Origin of the sequence: Labrenzia sp. THAF187b (assembly GCF_009363375.1) — a bacterium.
Taxonomy (GTDB): domain Bacteria; phylum Pseudomonadota; class Alphaproteobacteria; order Rhizobiales; family Stappiaceae; genus Roseibium; species Roseibium algicola.
The window spans coordinates 5801675-5826054 of the sequence record NZ_CP045344.1; the positions used below are offsets into that span (position 1 = coordinate 5801675).

Annotated in this window: 24 protein-coding genes and 1 tRNA gene; 8 read left to right on the forward strand and 17 right to left on the reverse strand. The window is 59.4% G+C overall.

Annotated elements, in window-relative coordinates; translation table 11 throughout:
* Positions 1–1773 (forward strand): glucans biosynthesis glucosyltransferase MdoH, encoded by a 1773-nt coding sequence (gene mdoH / locus FIV03_RS26630; protein WP_209009799.1) that lies wholly within the window; start codon positions 1–3, stop codon positions 1771–1773.
* Between the two features lie 159 nt (positions 1774–1932).
* On the opposite strand, the gene ptsN is transcribed toward mdoH, so the two are convergent.
* The 15 genes from ptsN to FIV03_RS26705 all read right to left on the reverse strand — a co-directional run bounded on the left by ptsN (position 1933) and on the right by FIV03_RS26705 (position 16019).
* A complete protein-coding gene (ptsN, locus tag FIV03_RS26635) occupies positions 1933–2400 on the reverse strand; it encodes a PTS IIA-like nitrogen regulatory protein PtsN (RefSeq protein WP_023001645.1) in 468 nt (155 codons plus the stop codon).
* A 60-nt stretch (positions 2401–2460) separates the two neighbouring features.
* Entirely contained in the window at positions 2461–3048 is a 588-nt protein-coding gene (gene raiA, locus FIV03_RS26640; protein WP_023001646.1) for a ribosome-associated translation inhibitor RaiA, read from the reverse strand.
* 291 nt (positions 3049–3339) lie between these two features.
* Positions 3340–4893, reverse strand: coding sequence for an RNA polymerase factor sigma-54 (rpoN, locus tag FIV03_RS26645; protein WP_152511595.1), 1554 nt, complete (start codon positions 4891–4893; stop codon positions 3340–3342).
* Between the two features lie 89 nt (positions 4894–4982).
* Positions 4983–5738, reverse strand: a complete 756-nt coding sequence (gene lptB, locus FIV03_RS26650; RefSeq protein WP_023001648.1) for an LPS export ABC transporter ATP-binding protein — start codon at positions 5736–5738, stop codon at positions 4983–4985.
* A 124-nt stretch (positions 5739–5862) separates the two neighbouring features.
* Entirely contained in the window at positions 5863–6441 is a 579-nt protein-coding gene (locus FIV03_RS26655) for an LptA/OstA family protein (protein WP_152511596.1), read from the reverse strand.
* A gap of 3 nt (positions 6442–6444) precedes the next feature.
* Positions 6445–7095, reverse strand: a complete 651-nt coding sequence (gene lptC / locus FIV03_RS26660) for an LPS export ABC transporter periplasmic protein LptC (protein WP_209009800.1) — start codon at positions 7093–7095, stop codon at positions 6445–6447.
* A 45-nt stretch (positions 7096–7140) separates the two neighbouring features.
* Positions 7141–7761, reverse strand: coding sequence for a ribonuclease H-like domain-containing protein (locus tag FIV03_RS26665; protein WP_152511597.1), 621 nt, complete (start codon positions 7759–7761; stop codon positions 7141–7143).
* A gap of 466 nt (positions 7762–8227) precedes the next feature.
* Positions 8228–8653, reverse strand: coding sequence for a cytochrome c (locus FIV03_RS26670; RefSeq protein ID WP_152511598.1), 426 nt, complete (start codon positions 8651–8653; stop codon positions 8228–8230).
* Positions 8653–9078, reverse strand: a complete 426-nt coding sequence (cueR, locus tag FIV03_RS26675) for a Cu(I)-responsive transcriptional regulator (protein WP_055658337.1) — start codon at positions 9076–9078, stop codon at positions 8653–8655. The genes FIV03_RS26670 and cueR overlap by 1 nt, the downstream gene beginning before the upstream one ends.
* Positions 9079–9089: 11 nt before the next feature.
* Positions 9090–11447: a heavy metal translocating P-type ATPase gene (locus FIV03_RS26680; protein WP_152511599.1), complete on the reverse strand. Its 2358-nt coding sequence runs from the start codon at positions 11445–11447 to the stop codon at positions 9090–9092.
* A gap of 97 nt (positions 11448–11544) precedes the next feature.
* Positions 11545–12255: an ABC transporter ATP-binding protein gene (locus tag FIV03_RS26685; RefSeq protein WP_152511600.1), complete on the reverse strand. Its 711-nt coding sequence runs from the start codon at positions 12253–12255 to the stop codon at positions 11545–11547.
* Complete coding sequence (locus FIV03_RS26690) at positions 12255–12986, reverse strand: ABC transporter ATP-binding protein (protein ID WP_152511601.1); 732 nt, start codon at positions 12984–12986, stop codon at positions 12255–12257. Before FIV03_RS26690 ends, FIV03_RS26685 begins: the two co-directional genes overlap by 1 nt.
* Positions 12983–13906: a branched-chain amino acid ABC transporter permease gene (locus FIV03_RS26695; protein ID WP_152511602.1), complete on the reverse strand. Its 924-nt coding sequence runs from the start codon at positions 13904–13906 to the stop codon at positions 12983–12985. The genes FIV03_RS26690 and FIV03_RS26695 overlap by 4 nt, the downstream gene beginning before the upstream one ends.
* The gene (locus FIV03_RS26700; RefSeq protein ID WP_062489850.1) at positions 13903–14766 is read right to left on the reverse strand and encodes a branched-chain amino acid ABC transporter permease; all 864 of its coding nucleotides are present in this window, start codon (positions 14764–14766) and stop codon (positions 13903–13905) included. The genes FIV03_RS26695 and FIV03_RS26700 overlap by 4 nt, the downstream gene beginning before the upstream one ends.
* Before the next feature lie 59 nt (positions 14767–14825).
* A complete protein-coding gene (locus tag FIV03_RS26705; protein WP_173013958.1) occupies positions 14826–16019 on the reverse strand; it encodes an amino acid ABC transporter substrate-binding protein in 1194 nt (397 codons plus the stop codon).
* A 212-nt stretch (positions 16020–16231) separates the two neighbouring features.
* Here FIV03_RS26705 and FIV03_RS26710 point away from each other — a divergent pair, with 212 nt between their 5' ends.
* The 4 genes from FIV03_RS26710 to FIV03_RS26725 all read left to right on the forward strand — a co-directional run bounded on the left by FIV03_RS26710 (position 16232) and on the right by FIV03_RS26725 (position 20049).
* Positions 16232–16933 carry a GntR family transcriptional regulator gene (locus FIV03_RS26710; protein ID WP_173013959.1) on the forward strand — a complete coding sequence of 234 codons (702 nt, stop codon included), beginning with the start codon at positions 16232–16234 and terminating at the stop codon, positions 16931–16933.
* A gap of 35 nt (positions 16934–16968) precedes the next feature.
* Positions 16969–18417, forward strand: a complete 1449-nt coding sequence (locus FIV03_RS26715) for an aldehyde dehydrogenase (RefSeq protein WP_152511605.1) — start codon at positions 16969–16971, stop codon at positions 18415–18417.
* A 271-nt stretch (positions 18418–18688) separates the two neighbouring features.
* Positions 18689–19504: a hypothetical protein gene (locus FIV03_RS26720; protein ID WP_152511606.1), complete on the forward strand. Its 816-nt coding sequence runs from the start codon at positions 18689–18691 to the stop codon at positions 19502–19504.
* 197 nt (positions 19505–19701) lie between these two features.
* A complete protein-coding gene (locus FIV03_RS26725; RefSeq protein WP_023001663.1) occupies positions 19702–20049 on the forward strand; it encodes an SMR family transporter in 348 nt (115 codons plus the stop codon).
* 100 nt (positions 20050–20149) lie between these two features.
* Here FIV03_RS26725 and FIV03_RS26730 read toward each other — a convergent pair.
* A tRNA-Leu gene (locus FIV03_RS26730) sits at positions 20150–20236 on the reverse strand.
* A 178-nt stretch (positions 20237–20414) separates the two neighbouring features.
* Between FIV03_RS26730 and FIV03_RS26735 the strand changes: the two genes are divergently transcribed.
* Together FIV03_RS26735 and FIV03_RS26740 are read left to right on the forward strand one after the other, a co-directional pair.
* The gene (locus tag FIV03_RS26735) at positions 20415–21389 is read left to right on the forward strand and encodes a complex I NDUFA9 subunit family protein (RefSeq protein ID WP_152511607.1); all 975 of its coding nucleotides are present in this window, start codon (positions 20415–20417) and stop codon (positions 21387–21389) included.
* Between the two features lie 200 nt (positions 21390–21589).
* A complete protein-coding gene (locus FIV03_RS26740; RefSeq protein WP_152511608.1) occupies positions 21590–22852 on the forward strand; it encodes an MFS transporter in 1263 nt (420 codons plus the stop codon).
* Between the two features lie 29 nt (positions 22853–22881).
* Here FIV03_RS26740 and FIV03_RS26745 read toward each other — a convergent pair whose 3' ends face one another.
* Entirely contained in the window at positions 22882–23118 is a 237-nt protein-coding gene (locus FIV03_RS26745; protein ID WP_023001666.1) for a DUF1127 domain-containing protein, read from the reverse strand.
* Positions 23119–23267: 149 nt separating this feature from the next.
* Between FIV03_RS26745 and FIV03_RS26750 the strand changes: the two genes are divergently transcribed.
* Positions 23268–24296, forward strand: coding sequence for a WYL domain-containing protein (locus FIV03_RS26750; protein WP_152511609.1), 1029 nt, complete (start codon positions 23268–23270; stop codon positions 24294–24296).
* The last annotated feature ends 84 nt before the right edge of the window (positions 24297–24380 follow it).

Genomic DNA, 24380 nt, shown 5'->3' on the forward strand with positions numbered 1-24380 from the left:
ATGACCGCACGGCGTTTGACGTTCGCGGCCCTTATCGGGCTCAGTTTTGCCGGCCTTGCCACCTTGATGACGCTGACGCTTTCTCCTGGTGGATATTCGGCGCTCGACCTCTTCATTCTTGTCTGCTTCATGATCACCCTGCCCTGGACCATCATAGGTTTCTGGAATGCGGTGATCGGCCTCCTCATCATGCGGCTTTCCAAAGACCCTGCTGATGCCGTCTGCCCGATCGAGCACGGCGACCCCACACAGCCGCTGCGAAGCTCGACAGCACTGCTGTCCTGTGTCCGCAACGAAGATACAGAAAGCCTGGAAACCAATCTGAACGCCATCGTGTCTCATTTGATACGTGCAGGCGAAGCAGACCGGTTCACCCTTTATGTGCTCAGCGACACCAACATGGACGACGTTGCCCTTCTGGAGCAGCAGATGACGTCGCGGCTGAAGGATCGCTTCGAAGGCCAGATGGAGGTGGTCTATCGGCGGCGCACGGACAATCGCGGTTTCAAGGCCGGCAACATCGAAGACTTCTGCGAACGCTGGGGGGAGCGGCACGAGTTTGCACTGGTGCTGGATGCCGACAGCTACATGTCGGCCGACGCCATTGTCGGACTGGTGCGGCGCATGGAAGCCAATCCCCGGCTCGGCATTCTGCAAAGTCTTGTGGTTGGCCTTCCAACAGACAGCGCCTTTGCCCGCGTCTTCCAGTTCGGCATGCGTCTTGGCATGCGTTCCTACACCATCGGCAGTGCCTGGTGGCAGGGTGACTGCGGCCCCTACTGGGGACACAACGCCATCTTGCGGATCAAACCGTTCAAGGAAAGCTGCCGTCTGCCGGAACTGCCCGGGAAGGGCCCGCTCTCGGGAACCATTCTTTCCCATGATCAGGTGGAAGCCGTCCTGATGCGCCGCGCCGGCTACGAAGTGCGCGTACTGCCGCTTGAAACGGGCAGCTATGAAGCCAATCCGCCTCATCTGCTGGAGTTTATCCGCCGTGACCTGCGCTGGTGCCAGGGCAACCTGCAATACCGCCGGCTGATCGGGCTTCCCGGCCTCAAACCCGTTAGCCGGATGCAGCTGGTGCTGGCTATCCTGATGTTCCTCGGCTCTCCTGCGTGGCTGGGCTTCATGACATCGGCGGCCATCCTCGGCATGGTCACCGACTACATGCCATATCGCCCTGACACTGGCGCCCTGCTCTTCTTCACCGTCCTGACGATGGTGTTCGCGCCGAAACTGGCAACCGTCGCCGACGTGCTCGCCCGTCCGGACCTTCGCAAGGCCTTCGGCGGGCCGATACGTGTCGTCGTGAGCGTTCTTGCGGAAATCCTCTATTCGGCAATGCTGGCGCCGATCATGGCCGTGGCGCACTCACTGTTCATGGGCGGGCTCCTGTTCGGCAAAACCATCGGCTGGGGCGCGCAGGCACGTGGTGTCCAACGACTGCCGGTCTTGCTGGCGGCCCGCAAGCTCTGGCCGCAGACACTCTTCGGACTTGCAGGTCTTGCCTGGCTTTCCACCCAGCCTATCGATCTGGTCTGGCCGGTCATTCCCGTGGCCATCGGGCCGCTTCTGGCAGCTGTCATCGCAGTGACAACCTCGACCAGAACACTTGGGCAGATCGCGATCCGTTCAACCCTGTGGCGTATTCCAGAAGAGACCAATCCACCTGCAGAGCTCGCAGACCTTCACCTGCCGGCGCTTACCAAAGGTGCAGTCACCGTCCAGCAGCAAGGGCTCGTTCAGGGCGATGCCAATCCGGCGAAGGCCTGACACGGTTCAGGCTCGCGCAAATGGACCTGCCAAGCCCATTGAGGGCCGGGTGACACCAGGTGAACCGTCCAAAGCCTCCTTGCTGGCGTAAAGCGCTGCATACGAACCAAAAGACCGGCCTCGCAGCCGGTCTTTTTGCATCTGAGACTTTGAAACGAATTAAGCCGCGTTGGAAGATGCCAACGGCTGGGTCAGAAGATCGTAGATCTCTTGCGCATCATGGGACGCGCGAATGCCCTGGGTGACGGCGCCGTCGCGGAGCTGGCGTGCGATCCGAGCCAGAGCCTTCAAATGGTCGGCACCCGCGCCTTCCGGCGCCAGAAGCAGAAACACCAGGTCAACCGGCTCATCATCGAGAGCATCGAAATCGACTGGTTTTTCGAGCTTCGCGAACAGTCCTACCAGACGGTCGAGCCGTGTCAGCTTGCCATGAGGGATCGCAATGCCGTGACCGACACCTGTAGAGCCCAAACGTTCGCGCTGAAGAAGCGTGTCGAAGATTTCCCGTTCGGAAAGACCGGTCAGTTCAGACGCCTTACCGGCGAGTTCCTGAATTGCCTGTTTTTTGCTTTTGGCCTTGAGCCCGGCAATTACCGCGTCTTTACCCAGAAGATCACCAAGATCCATTAGTCCGCCTACAAGTTTCAGAAGCCGGCTTCCCTGAGGAAGCCGACCCCATCCGCATCCTTATTCGGCAGCCTGATTGGCTACCAATGCTGGATCTATCCAGCCAATATTGCCGTCTGGCCTGCGATAGACAACATTGACACCGCCATTTGCCGCGTTTTTGAACAACACGACCGGCGCTTCGGTCAGATCCAGCTCCATTACCGCCATACCGACGGTCATCGTTTTAACTTTCGCGGAAGTTTCGGCAATCACCAGCGGATTGAAATCCACCGGCACTTCCTCGTCTTCCTCGGGCGAAGCCAGCACATAAGATGCTGCTTCCAGAGCCTCCCGGTCGTGGCCGTTGGGGCCATGATGGTCCTTCAGCTTGCGCTTGTAGCGGCGAAGCCGCTTTTCGATCTTTTCCGCAGCCATATCGAAACTGGCGCGCGGGTCCTGATCCTGCGCGGACACTTGAAGTACAATACCGGTGTCCAAATGCAGGCTGCATTCAGACTTGAAGCCTGTGCCCTCCCTGCTGAGCGTAACGTGGCCTGTGAAGCCGCCTGTGAAATATTTTTCCAGAGCGTCTTCGATTCGGTCTGTGACGTGGACGCGCAGTGCATCGCCTACATCGACATTCTTACCCGAAATCCGCAAAGCCATGGGGACCTCTTCTTTTTCTATTGACCGATAGGTCACCGGCGTTGCCGCCGGTGTTGAAACGCGAGACGTTTCAAGCTTACAGAATGGACCAGTCAGCGCCGAAGCGCCATCCCCTGTTTACGTCACGAGGGCGGTGCTATAATTGCGCTCGCTCAAAGAGTCAATTGATTATGAATTAAAGAAACAAAGTTGAAAAAGAGCCGTGTAATTGCCTTGTATTGTTTCAGTGGAAATCTCTGAAACATTTTAAATATTGCACCATTGAGCCCTAACGGCAGATCACATCAGGACTTAAAGTCGCACGTTTTTTTCACGCCGGCGCTGAACGGACGAACCGATCTTCATGGCTTCGCGGTATTTGGCGACCGTCCTGCGGGCAATATCGACACCGTCGTCCTTCAGAATTTTGACGATCGTATCGTCCGAAAGGATCGACTTCGGATCCTCGGCATCGATCATCTGCTTGATCCGGTGCCGGACGGACTCCGCCGAATGGGCATCTCCGCCCACCGTTGCAGAAATGGCGGAAGAGAAGAAGTACTTGAGCTCGTAGATGCCGCGCGGGGTCGCCATGAACTTGTTCGAGGTCACCCTGCTGACCGTCGATTCGTGCATGCCGATCGCTTCCGCGACGGTCTTCAGGTTGAGCGGACGCAAATGGGCGATGCCGTAGGTGAGGAACCCGTCCTGCTGCCGGACAATCTCCGTCGATACTTTGAGGATCGTACGGGCGCGCTGATCAAGGCTCTTGGCCAGCCAGTTTGCCGTCTGCAACGAGTCGGTGAGATATTCCTTCTCCGTCTCGTTTCGGGCCGTCTTAATGACCTTGGCATAATAGGTCTGATTGACGAGCACTTTCGGCAGAGTGTCCGAATTCAGCTCGATCGCCCAGGTGCCGTCGTTGGCCGGGCGCACGAAGACATCCGGCACCACCGGCTGCACCAGCGCCGATCCGAAGAGACTGCCGGGCTTGGGATCGAGTGCGCGGATTTCCGCGATCATCTCGACCAGATCCTCATCATCGACACCGCAAACCTTGCGAAGCCCCGGCAGATCGCGTCTGGCCAGTAGTTCAATATTGTCGATCAGCGCTTCCATCGCCGGATCGTAGCGGTTCTTGTCGATGAGCTGCAGCTTCAGGCATTCGGCCAGGTTACGCGCAAACACGCCTGCGGGCTCAAAGGTTTGCAAGATGGCCAGAACGCTTTCCAGCCGTTCGGTTTCGACCCCGAGCTGCTCCGCCGTCTCATCGAAATCCAGATAGAGGTAGCCGTTTTCATCAAGCGAGTTGATCAGGTGGGTTGCAATCAGCTTGTCGGCTTCATCGCCGATCGCCAGATGCATCTGTTCTTCAAGAGACGTGACCAGGGAGGCTTCGTCGGCAACGAAGGCCTCCAGGTTGTAATCTTCCGAAGCACCGCTGCTGCCGGCGTTCTTGTAACTGTCACCGGCCTTCAGAAGAGCCGGGTCCGGCGATGCAGGCACGCCGGGCTCGTCGGGAAAGACGTTGCCCAGATCGGTATCCATGCGTGAGGCAATGGCCTCCGACCCGGTTTCCAGATCGTTCTGCATCCAGTCGCCGGTATCGGGCTCGTCGCCCTGGCGGGTCTGATTGTCCGCGCCATCGCCGAACGCGTCTGCAGCGGCTTCCCTGCCGCCATCCCCCTCGCCTCCGCCTTCGGCGATTTCGTTCTTTTCCAGAAGCGGATTTCGTTCCAACTCGGCTTCGACATAGGCAACGAGATCGAGATTGGACATTTGCAACAGCTTGATCGCCTGCATCAGTTGCGGCGTCATGATCAGCGACTGACTTTGTCGCATCTCCAGCTTGGTTGAAATGGCCATTGAGTTCCCAGGCAAGCGTTATTTCAAGTTGGTCTGCTTTTTGCTTCTTGATTGCAGACCGAGTGTATAACGTAGCTGGCGGCGTGTCATCAAAGCGTAAACTGTTCACCCAGATAAAGCCGGCGCACATCCGGATTGGTGACAATTTCCTGGGGGAGCCCTTCCGTCAGAACCTCGCCCGAAGCGATGATGTAGGCGCGGTCGATGAGGCCGAGCGTCTCGCGAACATTGTGGTCGGTTATCAGAACGCCAATGCCACGCTGGGTCAGGTGACGCACGAGCTGCTGAATATCCCCTACCGCGATAGGGTCGATACCCGCAAAAGGTTCGTCGAGCAGCATGAAGGACGGGCGGCTTGCAAGTGCGCGGGCAATTTCCACGCGGCGGCGTTCACCACCGGAAAGGGCTATACTCGGCGATTTCCGCAAGTGGGTGAGGCCGAATTCAGCCAGCAACTCGTCGAGCTCCTCCCGGCGTTTCTGCCGGTTCGGCTCGATCACTTCCAGAACGGCGCGGATATTCTCTTCCACCGTCAGGCCACGGAAGATGGACGCTTCCTGGGGCAGATAGCCGATGCCGAGCCGGGCGCGCCGGTACATGGGCATACGGGTGATGTCGAAGCCTTCCAGCGAGATCTTGCCCTGATCCGGCCGGATCAGCCCGGTGATCATGTAGAAGGTCGTGGTCTTGCCGGCGCCGTTCGGCCCCAAAAGGCCGACGGCTTCGCCAGGCTTCACGGACAGACTCACATATTTCACCACCTGACGGCGGCCATAGGTCTTGCCGATGCCATCGACGACCAGCGCCTGCGACAGTTCTTCGCCATCGTGGCCCGTTTCCGGCATGCTTCCCTGCAATCCGTTATACTCCGAAGACGTTCTCTTCACTGGCGCGCCGTCCATCCGATCATTGCCGCGGCTTCACATAAGGTCTGTGGCCGACACTGTCGAGTCGAACCAGCCGTCAATATCAGTTGCCGTTTTGGTCGTTGTTCACACTGTTGGGCTGAATGCGCACCTTGACGCGGCCACTGCCCTGGCCGGATACCTTGCCATTGCCGGCGCTCAGATTGGCCTGGCCGGTCTTCAGATTCACGGTCAGCCTGTTCCCGACGACAACATTCGGTCCCTGGCTGAGCACGACTTCCTTGCCGGTCATCACCATGACTTCCTTGTTCATGTCGAAACTGGCTTCGTCGCCCTTCGCAGTCTGGTCCTTGGAGGTGATGAACACGCCTCCCGCCGCTTCCAGCTTCGAAATCCGCTGCTGGACGGCGCTTTCTTCTGTCTTCTCAGCACCTGAGCCGACGTAGAACACCTTGAGCCGCTGCGTCTTGAGGCTGGTTTCGCCCTGCGTGACCAGCACGTCACCGACGAAGGTTGCGGTGTTGTTGTTGTCTTCGACCCTCAGTTCACTCGCCTCGATCTCGATTGGCTCACCATCGTTCGACCCGAAGCCGGCGAAGGCATCGGAGAAGGTCTGGGCATGGGCCGAACCGGCAAGAAGGGCTGCGGCGGCGGCAATCGTCATGCGTTTCAGAAAAGTCATCTCTTACTGTCCTTGCGAAGCAGGATTGAGGGTCATCTTGATACCGTCGGAAAACCTGACGATTCCCTTGGCTTTATCATAGTCGAGTTTGCCCGCCACGACACGGCCCTGATCGGAACGAATGGACACGACCTGCGAGGTCTTCAGAGCCCCGTTGCTAAGGTCGATTTCCACTTCGGACAGGTCGACCGTGTAGCCTTCACTCCATTCAAGCTGAATGCCTTCGTAGAGCCGCAAGCTCTCCGTCGCGTTGTTGTAGGTACCTTTCAGCGCCACAATCTGCGCGCTCTGGTCCTTGCTGAGCGTGATGTCGGCCCGAATGGTCTCAAGATCGATGACGCGCGGGTCGCTGAGGCGCTGGATCGCCCTGTAGGCGGTTACCCGGTAGGAGCGGTCACCATCATGACCCGACAGTTCGGGATGATCCATCACCAGCCCCTCGCTGGTCAGCATCATGTTGGTGGCACCAAGCCCGCTGAGCACGTTGAACAAGACCACAAGCCCGACCATGACTGCCAGAATCAACAGCCCGACGCCAGGAAACAGCCAGCGCAAGATGTGCACCATCAGGCTGTGCCGGCGCGCGGCCCGTTGGGCGCGGCTCAATGGCCGCCTGGCCGCATGTCCATGCATATGATCGCCAACAGCGCTCAATCCATTCTCCGAAATCGTGTGCCCGATCTCCTGGCACCTAAGCCATTACGAGTGGGCGAAAATATCGTTTTCTTCCCAGCCCTTCAGATCGAGTTCCGCCCGCGTCGGCAGGAAATCGAAACAGGCCTGGGCAATATGACTACGTTCTTCACGCTCGAGCATCATTTCCAGCCGTTCCTTCAAGGCGTGCAGATGAAGCACGTCCGAAGCCGCGTAAGCCAGCTGGGCGTCGCTCAAGGTTTCTGCAGCCCAATCCGAGCTCTGCTGCTGCTTGGACAACTCGACCCCGAGAAGCTCGCGCGTGATATCCTTCAGTCCGTGGCGATCCGTATAGGTCCTAACCAGTTTGGAGGCGATTTTCGTACACCAGATCGGTGAGACCTGGATGTTCAGATAGTGCTGAAGCACCGCAACATCAAACCGGGCGAAGTGGAAAATTTTCGGTTTGGCCGTATCGGTCATCAGCGCTGCGAGGTTCGGCGCCTCGCTCTGGCCGCGTGCGATCTGGACCACATCGGCGCTGCCATCGCCCGGTGAAAGCTGAACAACACAAAGCCGGTCACGATGCGGGTTGAGGCCCAGGGTCTCGGAATCGACCGCCACCGCACTTGCCGTTTCATAGGCTTTCAGATCGGGCAAATCACCCTTGTGATAGCGGATGGTCATGACGTTTCGTCTCCTCTGGCCTGTCCCGAGCACAATTTCTGTCGGTGCTCCTGCCATGCTGATCCAGCAGGACACCTGTTTCTTATCTTCAATGACCGCACCTGCATTTATGCCAAGACACATGAACACAGGTTGAACGACCGCAAATGCTATTGCCTGCCGGCTGCCCGTAACTGGCAAACGACAGGCCGCTAGTTCGAATAAGTTTTCCGTCAGGTAAAACATGCAGCGGGATGAGGCAAGCCGGTTGACCGCAGAACCATGCCGATACGTGAAGAGAATGCTGTTTCTTGATACGAATTGCCTTGTGGCAGCTCATTGCAATCCCAGTCCTAAGTCGCAATCAATGCACCTGACACTCGGCCACCGGCCATCCCACTTCCAAGACCGGTTCCGAAAGATGGCGCGACAGCCGAGATCAAAAAACAATCCCTCAAGTTCAAAGCTCGCGTCCCGCCCCTCGAGTTCAGTTGATCCCGTTTGCCCGTTGAAGCGCGCGCACATAGGCAACGATCTTTTGCACATCCTCCTGGCTGACGCCATCCACGGGCGGCATATCGCCAAATGGCCAGTGGTGCGCGCGCACGCCACGGGAGACTGCGAGCAGAAAGGCCCCGTCGGCGTGATGGCCAGGCTCGTAAATCTTGTGTACCAGCGGAGGCGCGATGCCATCGCGCCCGGCAGCGTTGTCGCCATGACAACTCGCGCAGTTTTCGCGAAAAAGCGTTTCGCCAGCCAGGGCGTCTCCTTCCAGGGCCGGGACTTGCACCGACACCAGCGCGGCTCCACTGGCGGCAGGCGGTTGTTCCTTTCCGGACACGAGTCCCCAGAACAGAGTGCCCAGCACAATAACGGACAAGATCGCTGAAACTGTCAGAAAGATCCTCTTCATCAAGCCTGCCTGCTATCTTCGTCCAGCTGATCGTGGTCATGCTGGCCGGACAGATCGTCGATGATCGGGCAATTAGGCCGATCGTCACCATGGCAGGCAGTCACCAGCTCTGACAGAACCTTCTTGAGTGAGCGCAGTTCCTCGATCTTGCGATCCACTTCCTTGATCTTCGCCCGGGTGATCGCCTTGACGTCGGCACTTGCCCGGTTGCGGTCCTCGTAGAGAGACAGAAGTTCACGGCACTCGTCGATGGAAAACCCAAGGCTGCGCGACCTTTGAAGGAACTTCAGCCGCTGGAGATCCGCGTCGATAAAATCGCGATAACCGTTCTCGCTGCGCAAAGGACGGACGAGGCCGATATCCTCGTAGTAGCGGATCGTCTTGACCGGCAGTCCGCTCTGTTCGGAGGCTTCACCGATATTCATTTTTCTTTTCCTCAAAGCTTCAGCGTGCGCAGTCGCAGCGCGTTGCTGATAACCGAAACCGAAGACAGGCTCATGGCGGCGGCGGCCAGCATCGGAGACAGCAGTATGCCGAAGACCGGATAGAGCACACCGGCCGCCACAGGCACACCGACCGCATTATAGACGAAGGCGAAAAAGAGGTTCTGCCGGATGTTGCGAACCGTCTCGCGGGCAAGTTTCCGGGCGCGCAGGATGCCTTCCAGGTCGCCCTTGAGCAGCGTCAGTCCGGCGCTTTCCACCGCGACATCGGCTCCCGTGCCCATGGCAAGGCCGACATCGGCAGCAGCCAATGCGGGCGCATCGTTGACACCGTCACCAGCCATGGCAACCGTTGCCCCCCTGGACTTCAGGTCTTCAATGAGCTTTTTCTTGCCTTCCGGCAACACACCGGCGTGAACCTCGTCAATCCCCAGCAGCTTGGCTACGGCGTCTGCCGTGCGGGGCGCATCGCCCGTTGCCATGACGATCCTGATACCGTCGTCATGCAGGGCGCTTATGGCTGCCCTGGCATTTGCCTTGACCGGATCCGCAACGGCGATAAGCCCAAGAAGCTGCGCTGCCTCACCAACCTCCTGCACCAGATACATCACCGTCTTGCCCAGCTCAGCCAGTTCTTCGGCACGATCGCCAAGATCGGACAAATCGGCGCCACTTTCGCTGGCAAAAGCGGCGTTGCCAAAAAGAACGACGGCATCATCGACCCGTGCACGCACGCCCTTCCCCGTGACGGCTTCGAAGTTTTCTGCCCTGGGCAGTTCCAGCTGCTGATTTTTGACTGACCCGAGGATCGCTTCGGCAAGCGGGTGTTCCGAGCCTTTTTCAAGCGCACCGGCCAGTCGCAGAAGCTCCATTTCGCTTTTGCCGGCGGCCGGAACGATCTCATCGACAACCGGCTTGCCTTCGGTAAGGGTTCCCGTCTTGTCAACGACGATCGTATCCACCGCCGCTAGCCGTTCCAGACCTTCGGCAGTCTTTACCAGAACGCCGGCCTGCGCGCCTCTGCCTGTTGCCGTCATGATCGACATCGGGGTGGCAAGGCCGAGTGCACACGGACATGCAATAATGAGCACCGAAACGGCTGCGACAACCGCGTGAACGAACGCAGGGCTTGGACCTGCGAACAGCCACACCACGAAAGCAAGCACCGCCACGCCGAGTACAGCAGGCACGAAATATCCTGCAACGCGATCGGCCAGCCCCTGGATCGGGGCGCGTGAGCGTTGCGCCGAGGCAACCATGTCGACGATCTTGGACAGCATGGTGTCCGCACCAACCAGCTCCGCCTCCATGGTGAAAGAACCGGTCTTGTTGAGCGTTCCACCGGTCACCTTGTCTCCCGGGTTCTTTTCGACCGGAACCGGTTCCCCGGTGACAAGGCTTTCATCGACGGATGAGCCCCCCTCCTTGACCACGCCATCGACCGGAACAGCCTCGCCTGGGCGAACGCGCAACAGATCCCCTGCAAGGATATTCTCCAGCGGTGCGTCGTATTCGTCACCCTCGGGTGTAATCCGCCGGGCTGTCTTGGGGGCAAGGTCCAGCAGGGCGCGGATCGCGTCGCCCGTGCGTTCCCGGGCGCTCAGTTCCAGCACCTGACCGACAAAGACCAGCGCGATAATCACCACCGAAGCCTCGAAATAAACCGGCATGTAGCCCTCCGGTCCCTTCAGCGCATCCGGGAACAGGAAAGGCAGGAAAGCGGCGATCATGGAATAGAGATAGGCCGCGCCGACACCGATCATGATCAGTGTCCACATGTTGAAATTGCGGGTGACCAGAGATGCCCAGCCCCGCTGGAAAAAAGGCAAGGCTGCCCATAGAACTACCGGCGTAGCCAGCAGGACTTCCAGGTAGATCGCAACGCCTTCGCCGATCCAGTCACGGATCGGCACGCCTACCATCGGCCCCATGGTCAGGATCAGAAGCGGGACAGCCGCCAGGGCGCTGACCCAGAGCCTGCGGGTGAAATCGACCAGCTCATGGTTGGGCTCGTCGGAAACGCCGCTCTGCGGTTCCAGTGCCATCCCGCAAATCGGGCAGGTTCCCGGACCTTCCTGGACGATTTGCGGGTGCATGGGGCAGGTATAAAGCGCGCCCTTGGCGGACTGTTCCGCCTCCATCGCCTTTTTCTTCCCGCTATTGCCGGACACGTAGAAATAAGGATCAGCCTCGAACTTGTCGTGACACTTCGGACTGCAGAAGTGGAACTCCTCGCCCTTGTATTTCAGGCTCGGCTTGCCTTTTCCAAGAGTAACCGACATGCCGCAGACCGGGTCCGTGACCTTGCCTGCCTCGCCAGTCTGGTTCGGCTGGATCGCTGTATCCTGCATGATGTTCGCCCTGATGGATCTTCGATCTCCCCATCAGATAGGCCCTCCAGTTGCTGGAAGGTCAAGGCGGGCAATTGCTTATTCTCCGAGCCGTCGTTTATCCCGATCCGAGATAGGCTTTCTGTACGGCCGGATCATTGAGCAGGGCAGATGCCGTATCAGCGCCTGTGATCAGGCCGTTTTCAATCAGATACCCCCTGTCCGCGATCGCCAGGCTTCGCTTGGCATTCTGTTCGACCAGAAGGACGCCGATGCCGGTTTCCCGGATGCGCGACAGGTTCTCGAAGAGTTCGCCCGACAGGAGTGGCGACAGGCCAAGGGACGGCTCGTCCAGCATCAGGATGTCCGGGTTCGACATCATGGCGCGACCGATGGCCACCATCTGCTGTTCGCCACCCGACATGGTTCGGGCGGTCTGGTTGCGCCGCTGTGCCAGCTTCGGAAAGAGAGCAACCACCTTTTCCAGATTCTGCTGCCGGCTTGCTCGCGCCCGCTCCGGATAGGCACCCAGCATCAGGTTTTCCCAGACACTGAGATCGCCGAATATGCCGCGGCCTTCCGGCACGAAGGCTATGCCAGCCTCGACGATCCTGTCCGCTTTCATCTGGCGAAGGGATTGGCCAGCCAGTGCCGCCTCACCACTGACCGTTCCTTCACTGATCCCGGCGATGGCCCGCAACAGCGAACTCTTGCCGGCCCCGTTTGCGCCGAGAATGACGACGATCTCGCCTTTCGATGCGGTCAGGCTGACACCCTGAAGGGCTGCATGAAGACCATAGGTGACAGTGAGCCCGTTGATATCCAGCATCAGCCGTCCCCCAGGTAGGCCCGGATGACTTCCGGGTCGGAAAGCACGTCTTCCGGTGTGCCTTCGGCAATCCGGGCGCCGGAGTTGATCACCAGGCACCGGTCGCATAGCGAGCGGATGGCGTCCATGACGTGTTCGACAAGAATGATCGTCCGCCCCTCCTGGCGCAGGCTGGCAATCAGATCGATGCCGACCGTGAGTTCGGACGGATTGAGACCGGCGAGCCACTCGTCCAGAAGAAGGACTTCCGGTTCACTTGCGAGCGCGCGGGCAAGTTCCAGCCGCTTCTGGTCGATGTAGGTCAGCGCGGAGACCGGCTTGCCACTTTGCCCTTCAAGACCGACCCTTGCCAGAAGCTCCATTGCGAAGGTTTCAACCTCCTTGCCCCAGCGCCTGGCATGGCCGAAGACGCCGCCGGCGATGACGTTTTCCAGCACGGTCAGCTCCGGCAGAATGCGGACAAGCTGGAAGGTTCTGGAAACGCCAGAGCGGGCAATTTCGTGGGGCTTTTTCCTGGTCAGATCCTGCCCCTTGAGAATGATTGCCCCGGAGCTCGGCTTCAGGGCGCCGGAAATCATGTTCATGGTCGTGGACTTGCCGGACCCGTTCGGTCCGATCAGCCCCATCACCTCGTGCTCGAGTACCTGGAAACTGACATTGTTGACTGCAACAAGACCACCGAAGCGCTTGCTGAGGCTTTCCACGTGAAGGATCGGTTGTCCTGGTGTCATGACGACCTCCCTGCCAGAAGCTTGCCGAAAAGACCGGTGACACCATTCGGCAGGAAATAGACGATCAAAAGAAAGGCGAGCCCCAGAACCAGCGTGGTGGCATTGGGGAAAGAGACAGAAATCACCTCCCACAGGAGTGTGAAGGGAAGAACGCCCAGAAGCGGGCCGTAAAGTTTCCGCGTGCCGCCCAGAAGAGCCATGATGACAACGACAAAACTGAGTTCCGGCGAGAACACGACATTGGGTTCGATGTAGTAGTAGCGCGGTGCGACGATGGCGCCGACGAGAGCGGCGACGAAGCCGGTGGTCATGAACATCAGGACCTTGGTGCGCGCGGTGTTGATGCCGACATGACGCGCCACGGCCTCGTCATTGCCGAGAATGCGCAGCGCGAACCCGAGTCGCGACCGCCCAAGCCACCAGCCGAACACGAACACGGCGGCAAGAACGGCAAGCAGCATCCAGTAGATATGCGTTTCATCCAGGTCGGTGAGCACATAGAGCCCGCGGCTGCCGAGAAAATTGTTCTGCACCCAGCTGACGAGGTTGCGGACCATTTCCGCAAGACCGAGCGTGAAGATGACGAAATAGACACCGGACAGGCGCAGGGTTGCCCAGCCGATCAGCGCGGCGAGCGCTGTCGCGACAACGGGAGCGAGTGCCGCCATGGCCCAGAAGCTCTGGTCGTAGTCGCTCATGCCGAGGCCGACCAGATAGCCACCGATGCCGAAAAAGGCGCCCGTCGACAGGGCAATGTAATGGGTCGGCCCGGAAAACAGCGACCATGAAGTGGCAAGGGCGGCATACATGAGAACGGTAACGGCGATCGACAGCCAGTAGCCGTCTGCAACAAAGGGAACGCATGCGGCGGCAGCCAGAAGCGCTGCGGCGCCGGGCATCGCAAGGGCTGAATTGTTCATGCAGGTCTCCTGCCAAACAGACCCTGGGGCCGAAACAGGAGAACAAGCAGAAAGATCGTGTAGGCAGCAGCCAGGGTCAGCCCCGGATCTATCAGCGTCGCCACGGCGGTTTCCACCACGCCCAGGATGAGCGCAGCCACAATCGCCCCGCGAATGTCGCCGACCCCGCCCATGATCACGATGATCAACGCCTTCATGGTGAAAATGACACCGAACGACGGATCCAGCGTGACGAAGGTTGAAATCAGCACGCCCCCCATCGCCGTGATCGTGCCACCGATGGCAAAGGCCAGCGCGCTGATGCGTTCGACGTTGATGCCGACAAGACCGGCGGCCATCGGACTGACGGCAACAGCCCGGACAGCCAATCCGGCGTTGGACCGGTTCAGCCAGAGATAAAGCGCCAGACTGATGGCCACGGCCCCGCCGAAGGCAACCAGCCGGTTGGCGGCAACCGTCGTTCCGGCAACGTCCACCGGAACGGCAAGGAAGGAATAGGCAAACAGTTCCGGATAGATCAACACCATGGTGCCCACCAGAATGAAAGCCATTCCGAAGGTTGCCAGAATGGAGTCCACCTCCAGCTGGCCCTGCGTTTTTGCCCGCCGGACAAGCGGCAGAAGCAGGACGCGGTAAACCAGCCAGCTGGTTGCGAACGCCAATGGCGCCACGAGGAACACCGTGATCAGCGGACTTAAGCTAGCCGCGGTAAAGGCAAGAAACGACGCCAGTGCTCCCATGACCAGAACCTCGCCATTGGCAAGGTTCATGATCCGGGCGACGCCATATTGCAGATTGAGCCCCATGGCTATGAGCGCATAGGTTCCGCCCAGAAGCAGGCCGGAAATCAGGATGTCCATCTAAACTACCATCTCGCGAGACGATCCGGACCGGCCCGAGCCGGCCGGTCCGAAGGTCTTCAGTTCCAGCCTTCCTTGGCAACCGGCTCGACCGCAACCGGGACACCGACGCCGGCGACGGCATTGAACTGGCCGTCGTGCCACTGGCCCACCGTCCAGTAGTGCTTCGATTCATTATGCTTGTCGAAGCTGATCGTGCCGAGGGCGGTGTCGAAGCTGTTGGCCTTGATGTACTCGGTCACGGCCTCGCGATCCGTACTGTCAGCTCCTTCGATCGCCTGTTCCAGAACCTGCAGGCTGGCATAGTAGGTGGCTGCAGCCCAATATTCAGGCTGGTTGCCATGAAGCTCGTTGAAGGCCGCGCGGTATTCCGTCATCGGCTCCAGATCGAGATTGACGCCCCCTGCTCCGAGATTACCCTCGATCTTGCTGCCAAACTTGCCGGCGTAGGCGGGAAACGCTGTCGCGACAGCCGTATAGAACGCGCCGACATCGAGATTTTCAATGATCGCCTGCTCCGTCAGGGCAAAGGTATCCGGCGGATAGGAAAAGGCGATGAACGCATCCGGTTCGGTCGCCTTGGCACCCTTGACCACCGGGGACAGATCCGCCGTGCCGAGGGGGTAGGACTTGTCGAAGACAATCTCGTAGCCAGCCGCCGGCAGGACTTCACGGGCGACGGCCGCAAGCTCTATGCCGAAGGCATCTGCGACGTTGACCATGGCCACCTTGTTACCGATGGCACCGTTGTCACGAAGCTTGTTCAAGGTGTCGCGCAGGCCCTCGACAAAACCGGTCGTGTTGCCGAGGGTGAAGAACATGTTCGGAAACCGTTCGGATAATTCCTCGATCTCGTCGGTGATGTTGGTCACCGAGATTTGCGGATAACCGTATTTTGCGAAGATCGGCGCGGCTGCCGCGTTGAAACCGGTGCCCCAGGGCGTCAGCAGAAAATCGACTTCATCCTGCGTGGCGAGACGCTGCACCGCCTTGATCATCTCGGCCGGATTGGATTTGTCGTCATATTCGACCAGCTCCACAGGACGGCGCTCGCCGCCGACCATCAGGCCGCCGCGTCCGTTTACCTGGCTAACCCAGAGCTCCACATTCGGGCTGTGGCTGGCAGCATCACCTCCTGCCGCCGGACCGGTCATATGCACCACGCGGCCGATCTTGATCGGGTCCGCGGCAAAGGCCGTGGAGGCCAGCAGCGCCGCGGCAAGCGCGGTCGCTCCAAAAACTATTCTACGCATCAGAACTCCTCCCAGTCGCGCAGATCATGCGTTTGATCGCGCATCAATTTTGTATCCATAAATTTTCCACTTTGCAACATATTGCATCTAATAACAGTGATTTCAGAAATTTTGTAATGACAATGAGCTATTTTTGGATACATAAATATGAAAATGCTCATGATAAGGTCCATGCCCTCGAACTGGTATGGATCCGAAAATGGCAAGGACAGATGACGACCAAGGCAAATGAAACAGCCCCGTCCGACAAGCGCGTGCTGGCAGTTCTTCACCGCATGATCATGGACGGCTCGCTGGCACCGGGCTCGAAGATCAGCGAAGTGAGCGTTGCCGACATGTTCGACGTGTCGCGAACACCTGCACGGCTGGCACTGCGCGCACTGGAGGTGGAAGGTCTCATCAAGAAGCGTGACGGTCGCGGCTTCACGGTGCAGGAATTCAATCTGGGCGACATCAAGCATGCCTACGAGGTGCGCGGTGTGCTGGAGGGCCTGGCTGCCGGCACGCTTGCCAAGAGCGGCATGACCAAGGACGTCGAGGCGACGCTGAAATCCGTCATCAAGGACATGGACATTGCGCTAACCGACACATCGGCGGATGGTGACAAGATCTCGCGCTATCAGGACGGCAATGTCGCCTTTCACGAGACGATCATGCGCCAGTGCGGCAACGACTACATCGGCTATGCGTTCGATCGCATGGAAAGCCTCCCGATGCTCAAGCTGGGCACGGTGGTGTTCAGCGCCGACAAGGCCGAAGAAGACATGATGCGCCTGCGCCTGGGCAACATGCAGCACTGCCTCATCTTCGACGCGATCTCGAAACGCGACCCACAGCGCGCTGAATCGATCATGCGCGAACACGCCAACCAGACACTCGTCTACTCCGCCCTGTTCGCAGGCCCGGACGACTGACGGGACCAAACAAGACCAACACAACGGAGGATCCCATGGACTACGGCCTTTTCATCGACAACGAGGACCAGGCAGCCAGCAGCGCGGCTGTCTTCGAACGCAAGAACCCGGTCAGCGGCGAACGCGCCAGCGTGGCGGCAGCCGCGGTGGCGGCCGACGTCGACAAGGCTGTGCAGTCCGCGCAGGCTGCCTTTGCCGCGTGGTCGAAGACTGGCCCGAGCGAACGGCGCAAGATCCTCAACAAGGCTGCCGATCTCATGGAAGAACGCACGCCGCAGTTCGTCGAGGTCGGCATTCGCGAGACAGGGGCGACTGCGCCATGGCTCGGTTTCAACAACATGTTCGCCACCAAGATCCTGCGTGAAGCGGCCGCTTCCACCACTCAGATCAAGGGCGAGATCATCCCCTCCGACAAGCCCGGTTCCTTTTCCATGGGTTACCGCCAGCCCGTTGGCGTTCTGGTCGGCATGGCGCCGTGGAACGCTCCGACCATTCTGGGTGTCCGCTGTTTCGCGCTGCCGATTGCCTGCGGCAACACGGTGGTAATGAAAGCCTCCGAGAAATGCCCTGGCCTGCACAGGCTTCTGGGCGATGTCATGGCTGATGCGGGCCTGCCCAAGGGCGTCCTGAACATCCTGACCCATGATGCAGCTGACGCTCCAGAAGTGGTCAACGCGCTGGTCGACCACCCGCTGACGCGCCGGATCAACTTTACCGGATCGACCCGCGTTGGCCGGATCATCGCAGAGCGTGCTGCCAAGCACCTGAAACCCTGCCTTCTGGAACTCGGCGGCAAGGCTTCACTGGTGGTGCTGGACGATGCCGATCTCGACGGCGCGGTCAATGCGGCCCGGTTCGGCGCTTTCATGAACCAGGGACAGATCTGCATGTCCACGGAAAAAGTTGTTGTCGATCAGTCCGTTGCAGACGTCTTTGCGGAGAAGTTCGCGGCCAGTGCCAGCGCTCTCAAAGTGGGCGCGCCAACCGAACAGGTTCATATCGGCTCGGTTGTCGATCGCGACACGGTCGACCATGTCAAAGCCCTGATTGACGACGCGGTTGCGAAAGGCGCAAAGGTTCTGTGCGGCGGCGTGCCGGAGGAAGGCACCGTGATGGCTCCGACCATCGTCGATCTGGTAACACCGGAGATGCGCATCTACGGCGAGGAAAGCTTCGGTCCTGTCACCACGATGATTCGCGCCCGCGACACCGCCCATGCCATTGAGATCGCCAATGACACGGACTACGGCCTTTCGGCCGCTGTCTTCGGGCAGGATACCCGCAGGGCTCTTGAAGTTGCCAAGGACATCCAGTCCGGCATCTGCCACATCAATGGCCCGACTGTCTTTGACGAAGCGCAGATGCCTTTCGGCGGTGTGAAATCCTCCGGCTATGGCCGCTTCGGCGGTACGGCAGGCATCAACGAGTTCACGGAACTGCGCTGGATCACCATCGAAGACCCCGGTCAGGGCTATCCGATCTAATCCATCACCGGTAACTCGCCGCCTCCCCCCGAAAGTGTGCGGGAGGCGGGTGGGCCAAATCATTTTTTCACCAGAGGCCCCGCACCAAGGCTGCGCTGGTGCTGCACTGGGGCTGTGCCGGGGCCTGCTTCCTTTTCAAGGCCCGCCGGGCGGGACGCTGCGTCACCTGGCTCAATCAGGTGTGCCTTCACGCACTGTTAACCATAAATTGCAATACCTGACACACCAATAGCGCGCATTCCCGCGTATTCAGACAAGCGGTGTTTCAGCCATGAAAAGACTTTTGCAGTCCCTTCCGATTGCGGCCTTCCTTGCGCTTTCTTCGGCGCCCCTTGCCTCCGCTGCGGATGTCTACTCAGGGTCCGGCGAGCTCTATCAGCCATCGACGTTGCGCGGCAGCATCGGCCTGCGATACTGGTACAGCCAGTCGCGCTCCGATCTGGACAACAGCGGCTTCGACATTTCCAGCACGGACAATGTGACCTCGCACACCGCTGAACTGGTCGGAACGCTCGAGGACACGACGTCCAACACCTTCTTCAGGGGCTATGTCGGCCTCGGCAGGAGCGACGGCGGCGATGTGCATTTCTCCGGCTACGAGATGGACGAAACCGATGAGACCTCGCTCGGATATGTTGTTCTCGACGGCGGCTGGGGCTTTGCGCAATTTGCAAACAACCAGGTGCGGCTGAAAGGGTTCGTCGGCTACCAGTACCTGTCCGACGACGTTTCGGCGAAATACGGAAACCTGACCGTAGAACAGTCCCGGGACTGGCATGCGATCCGCCTGGGCATGACCGCTGAAGGCGACATCGGCCAACGCGCTGGCTGGTCCGTCGATGTGGCAGGTGTTCCCTGGAGCTACAACAAGATCGAAACCTGGGAAAGTGACTGGACCTATGGTCTGGAAGCAGATGCGATGCTGAATGTCGACCTGACCAAGAACTGGCAACTGGGCGTCGGCGGCCGCTACTGGTGGCTCCACTCGAATTTCGACCGCAGATATGTCGTCACTGGCGAGAAAGTGGTTCTCGACCAGAACTATCACCGCTACGGCCTGCTGCTGGAAAGCAAATACACCTTCTAGAGAGTGTCGCCTTCAACCAGAAGGATCGTGCATCGCGATTTGCGCCAGGCAGCTGCCCGGAAATAAAGCCCCAGCCTTCAGAAAGGTCCGCGCACGCGGGCCTTTTTCGTATAAACAGACGACACGAAAACCACTCGCTCCCTGAAAGGCCTTCGTACCTTCATCCGGAGCGCCTTCACCGCCTAAAAGAGCCTGAGATGCCGAACAGCCTCGCCGCCACCTATCTTTTTCTCGTCGCGGCCATCATCGCCGAGGTGATCGCAACTTCCGCCCTGGCAAAAACCGAAAATTTCACCCGCCTGCTGCCTTCGATCATCACCGTAGCCGGTTATGCGATCTCTTTCTGGCTGCTGTCCTATCCGATTCGCGTTTTGCCGACGGGAATCGTCTACGCAATCTGGTCCGGAGCGGGCATCGTTCTCATCACCATGGTCGCCTGGCTGGTGTTCGACCAGAAACTCGACCTGCCGGCCCTGATCGGCCTTGGACTGATCTTGTCCGGGGTCGTGATCATCAATGTTTTCTCGAAATCGGTAGGCCACTAGGCCAAAACGCCGAAGCGGCCCCAGAAACGAAAAAAGCTCCGGAAAACCGGAGCTTTTTTAGATTGTTCTGGACCTTGGTAGTGTGTCCAAAACCAAAATTTGGTGCCCAGGAGAGGACTCGAACCTCCACGCCCTTGCGAGCGCTAGCACCTGAAGCTAGTGCGTCTACCAATTCCGCCACCTGGGCTGTGAGGGGGGCTTGTAAGGGTGGTTCCGGGGCTTGTCAATCACTCTGTGTGACTTTTTTTATTCATTCGCAGCCAGCCCTTCACAGACCCGCGGCAAAGGGCTAAGAAACTCCCAGACTGAGCCGGCCAAATTCCAGGCCGCCTCTCCTTTTGGACGCGACAGAAGGCATTTTCAGGATGTCCACAGCACTTAACGGCAAACTCGTCACGGTTTTCGGCGGATCGGGATTCCTTGGCCGTCATATCGTTCAGGCGCTCGCCAAGCGCGGTTACCGCGTGCGCGCAGCCGTCCGCCGTCCCGATCTGGCGACTCATCTTCAGCCGCTTGGCGCCGTTGGCCAGATCATGCCGGTACAGGCCAACCTGCGCTATCGCTGGTCGGTTGACCGGGCCGTGATCGGCGCGGATGCGGTGGTCAACGCCGTCGGCATCCTGGCCCCCAGTGGCAAACAGTCTTTCGACGCAGTGCAGAGTTTCGGTCCGCGAGCAATCGCGGAAGCCGCGCGTGCTGCAGGCCTTGATCGGATCACGCATATCTCTGCCATCGGTGCGGACGCACAGAGCAGCTCCGCCTACGCCCGCTCCAAGGCGGTCGGCGAAGCCGGTGTTCTGGAAACCCTGCCCGGCAGCGTCATCCTGCGGCCATCCATCGTGTTTGGTCCGGAAGATAAGTTCTTCAACAAGTTTGCCGACATGGCCCGCTTCTCGCCGGTGCTGCCGCTGCTTGGTGGCGGCGAGTCCAAATTCCAGCCGGTTTATGTCTGCGACGTTGCCGAAGCGGTTGCCCGCGCTGTCGATGGCCAGCTTGCCGGTGGCACCACGTATGAACTCGGCGGCCCTGAAGTGAAAAGCTTCAAGTCTTGCCTGGAAGACGTGCTGGAAGTCACCCGCCGCAACCGCGTTCTGTTGCCGCTGCCCTTCCCGGTCGCATCTGCCATGGGCAAGGTTCTGCAGCTCTTCCCCTACGCGCCGTTCACCGCCGATCAGGTCGAGCTGCTGAAAACCGACAACGTGGTGTCTGACGAGGCAAAGGCGGAAGGCCGCACCCTGGAAGGCATCGGCGTTCCCCCGGCAACGCTCGCCGCCGTATTGCCGACCTATCTGGAACGCTACCGCGAACACGGCCAGTACGACGCGCACCGGCCGGCGTAACGCCTGCTTGCACATGAGTTCTTCGACGGGCCCTTCGGGGCCCGTTTTCTGTTGAATGAAACTTACCTGGTGCCGGGCGGGTATGCGCACGCCAACAGCCCGTCCGCACACAGAACCTTTCATCCGCCGCCCACCCGGCACAGCTTTTCGTTGCCGCATCCCGCTCCTTCGCCTACCGTCAAAACTGACGGGAGGCGCAGATGTCATTTCTTGCCAAGGTCACGTTACTTTTTGTTGTCTTTGTCGACCTGCTTGGTCAGGGGCTGGTGTTTCCGATCATCAATTCCCTGGTGATGGAACCGTCGACATCGATGTTGCCGCAGTCCACCAGCGACGCGATGCGCCATTTCGATTATGGCCTCATCATCGGCGTCTTCTTCTTGTGCTGGTTCTTCGGTGCGCCCTACATCTCCAAACTGTCGGACGTCATCGGCCGCAAGAACGCGATCCTGATCTGCCTGTTCGGCGCGCTCGGCGGCTATGCGCTCACCATAGCAGCGCTCTATCTCAACAGCTTCCTGCTCCTGATCCTGGGCCGTGCGATCACCGGGCTGACTGCGGGCAACCAGCCGATCGCGCAGGCCGCAATGATCGACGGCAGCACGGATGACGAGGACCGCAACCGGAACATGGGCTATATCATCACCGGTGTCAGCTTCGGGCTGGTCGGCGGCCCGCTGCTCGGCGGTCTCCTGTCCGACCCGGTCCTGCTTGGCGACCTGGCGAGCATCAAACTGCCGTTCTATGCCTGTTTCGTGCTGGTGCTGATTGCCATCCTGCTGGTGATATTCTCATTCAGGGATGCACACGACGCCGAGGCGGAGCGGCAGAAATTCGTGTTCCGGCCTTCGGAAATCCTCGAACTTCTATGGCGTATCCGGAAATATCCGACAGTGATGCGGCTGACGATGGTGTTCTTCTTCTTTCACGTCGCCAACCTGTCTTTCTACATCTTCGTCGACAACTACCTGACCAGCCGCTTCGGTTACGGCACGCTCGGCGGCTCGATGGTGATGCTGACGATCGGCATAGCCCTCGCCTTTTCCAGCACGTTTCTGGTGGTGCCGGCGCAAAAGCGGTTCAGCAAGGAAGCTATTCTGGGCATGACCTTCACGGTCTGGGCGGTGTCGGCGGCAGCTTTCATAGCCTCGCCCAACGCAATCCTGACCTATGTGCCGGTCTTCTGTTTCTACTTTGCCTTCGGCATCGCCTACCCGACGTTTCTCGGGCTTTATTCGGCAGCGGTCAGCGACAAGGAACAGGGCTGGGTCATGGGCGTGACCATCGCCGTCTTCACCTTGGTGGCGGGCGTGATCTCGCTGCTGGGCGGGGAACTGATCGGGCTTGATCTTGATCTGCCGTTCTACGGCGTGATCATCGCGGCTCTCACCGCGCTTGTGGTGATGTTCTTTGCCTGGAACAAGCCGGAGATAAAGGCATTGATGCGTGGATCGGGCGGCTGACAGGAGAACTTGCCAGCCGCCGGAAAAGTTTATCCACGGCGAGGCCCCAACTTGAAGCGGTCGTCGTGCAGCTCGCTGTAGCCGAGCTCTGTGCGTTGCAGGCCGATATCCTTCAGCTCACTCTCGTTCAGGCGAGAAAGTGCTCGGTTAGTTTCCCGGCGGCGAAGATAATTCCGGAACTCTGCCACACAAACACGAAGGGCAGAAAACAGAACACTGCGGCTGTTTGCGCGGCTGCGGAAAATGGTGTCGATCTCAAGGCTCATCTCTCTTCTCCTAAGGGCTGAACGCCCGTTCCTTCCTGGGGACGAGATGAGAATGACAAATCAATCCTGACAGCAGTGAGTCATGTTTGATCCCGTTCTGTTCTCAGGTTATGATTTTTTTGTCCCGACCTCACAGAGCCCGATTTTCCATGAACCCGATTGAACGCGCACTCGGCATCCTGCTTCTGCTGACCGGCGGCAAACTTGTCCCGGCAACCGTACTTGCCGAACGGTTTCACGTTTCCCACCGCACGATCTATCGCGACATCGACAGGCTGATCGCGCTTGGCGTGCCGGTGGATGCGGAGCGTGGTGCGGAAGGCGGCTACCGGCTTGCCAGCGGTTACCTTCAGCCACCCGTGGCGCTGACCCGTAATGAGACCGCTGCCCTGCTGGCAGCAATGGCACTGGTGCGCTCCAGCCGCACGGTACCGCTGGCAGACGATCTTGCGGCCGCGGAAAAGAAGCTGCTGGCGTCCCTGCCCAAAACGGTTCACGGGCTCTTGAAAGAGGCAGACAGGATCGTCGGCATCGAACCGATCCCGCCCGACATCTTTCATTCCGGCACTAAGGCGGAACCGACGGGCGACTGGCAGAAGGCCCTCGACGGATTCATGGCCGGTATCCTGGATGGCAAACGGGTCCGCTTCGAACACGTCAACCCCACAAGGCGGACCGTGAAAGCCCATGACGTCGAACCCTATGGGGTCATGTTCGACCGGGACCTTTGGTACCTGGCCGGACGCTGCGTCGATACGGACACGCTCAAGGTCTATCGGGCGGACCGGGTGCGGGATCTGGAAATCAGCGGGCTCTTTTTCCGGCCCGACAAGACCTTCTCCATCAAGAGCCTTCTTGGCGGGGCATGGCTGTCACAGGCGATGCGTCGCTGGGAGCAGGAAGAAGCGATTGCCGAGATCCTGATCACTGCCGCACAGGCCAAGAAGCTGAGCGCCGACTGGTATTACCGTCACGCTGTCTTCACACCGGCCGAAGAAGGCCGGATCCTCGTCAGCATCCCCTCTACCGAGCGGGCCCGCATATTGCCGCTCGTCCGCTGGCTCGGGCCGGGGGCGGAACTGCTAGGCCCGGAGGACCTTCGTCAGGAGCTTGCAAGCGAACTCGAGGCATTGACGGGCATCTACGCCGCCAAGAGACGGCTCAACCGCTCGGCCTGAGCCAAGCCCCCGTCACACACGCTCCGTCGTTCCGGACGCGCGCAACAAAAGCTGCGCGCTGATCCGGACCTTGGTAAAGCGACC

Coding starts and splice junctions, on each gene's coding strand:
- raiA (WP_023001646.1), bottom strand. CDS start 3,048: ATGGCTTTGCGGATTTCGGGTAAGAATGTCGATGTAGGCGATGCACTG.
- mdoH (WP_209009799.1), top strand. CDS start 1: ATGACCGCACGGCGTTTGACGTTCGCGGCCCTTATCGGGCTCAGTTTT.
- FIV03_RS26725 (WP_023001663.1), top strand. CDS start 19,702: ATGCCGAACAGCCTCGCCGCCACCTATCTTTTTCTCGTCGCGGCCATC.
- FIV03_RS26665 (WP_152511597.1), bottom strand. CDS start 7,761: ATGACCATCCGCTATCACAAGGGTGATTTGCCCGATCTGAAAGCCTAT.
- FIV03_RS26735 (WP_152511607.1), top strand. CDS start 20,415: ATGTCCACAGCACTTAACGGCAAACTCGTCACGGTTTTCGGCGGATCG.
- FIV03_RS26695 (WP_152511602.1), bottom strand. CDS start 13,906: ATGAACAATTCAGCCCTTGCGATGCCCGGCGCCGCAGCGCTTCTGGCT.
- FIV03_RS26680 (WP_152511599.1), bottom strand. CDS start 11,447: ATGCAGGATACAGCGATCCAGCCGAACCAGACTGGCGAGGCAGGCAAG.
- FIV03_RS26720 (WP_152511606.1), top strand. CDS start 18,689: ATGAAAAGACTTTTGCAGTCCCTTCCGATTGCGGCCTTCCTTGCGCTT.
- FIV03_RS26690 (WP_152511601.1), bottom strand. CDS start 12,986: ATGACACCAGGACAACCGATCCTTCACGTGGAAAGCCTCAGCAAGCGC.
- rpoN (WP_152511595.1), bottom strand. CDS start 4,893: ATGGCCATTTCAACCAAGCTGGAGATGCGACAAAGTCAGTCGCTGATC.
- cueR (WP_055658337.1), bottom strand. CDS start 9,078: ATGAATATCGGTGAAGCCTCCGAACAGAGCGGACTGCCGGTCAAGACG.
- FIV03_RS26655 (WP_152511596.1), bottom strand. CDS start 6,441: ATGACTTTTCTGAAACGCATGACGATTGCCGCCGCCGCAGCCCTTCTT.
- ptsN (WP_023001645.1), bottom strand. CDS start 2,400: ATGGATCTTGGTGATCTTCTGGGTAAAGACGCGGTAATTGCCGGGCTC.
- FIV03_RS26745 (WP_023001666.1), bottom strand. CDS start 23,118: ATGAGCCTTGAGATCGACACCATTTTCCGCAGCCGCGCAAACAGCCGC.
- FIV03_RS26715 (WP_152511605.1), top strand. CDS start 16,969: ATGGACTACGGCCTTTTCATCGACAACGAGGACCAGGCAGCCAGCAGC.
- FIV03_RS26750 (WP_152511609.1), top strand. CDS start 23,268: ATGAACCCGATTGAACGCGCACTCGGCATCCTGCTTCTGCTGACCGGC.
- FIV03_RS26710 (WP_173013959.1), top strand. CDS start 16,232: ATGACGACCAAGGCAAATGAAACAGCCCCGTCCGACAAGCGCGTGCTG.
- FIV03_RS26700 (WP_062489850.1), bottom strand. CDS start 14,766: ATGGACATCCTGATTTCCGGCCTGCTTCTGGGCGGAACCTATGCGCTC.
- FIV03_RS26705 (WP_173013958.1), bottom strand. CDS start 16,019: ATGCGTAGAATAGTTTTTGGAGCGACCGCGCTTGCCGCGGCGCTGCTG.
- FIV03_RS26670 (WP_152511598.1), bottom strand. CDS start 8,653: ATGAAGAGGATCTTTCTGACAGTTTCAGCGATCTTGTCCGTTATTGTG.
- FIV03_RS26740 (WP_152511608.1), top strand. CDS start 21,590: ATGTCATTTCTTGCCAAGGTCACGTTACTTTTTGTTGTCTTTGTCGAC.
- lptB (WP_023001648.1), bottom strand. CDS start 5,738: ATGCCGGAAACGGGCCACGATGGCGAAGAACTGTCGCAGGCGCTGGTC.
- FIV03_RS26685 (WP_152511600.1), bottom strand. CDS start 12,255: ATGCTGGATATCAACGGGCTCACTGTCACCTATGGTCTTCATGCAGCC.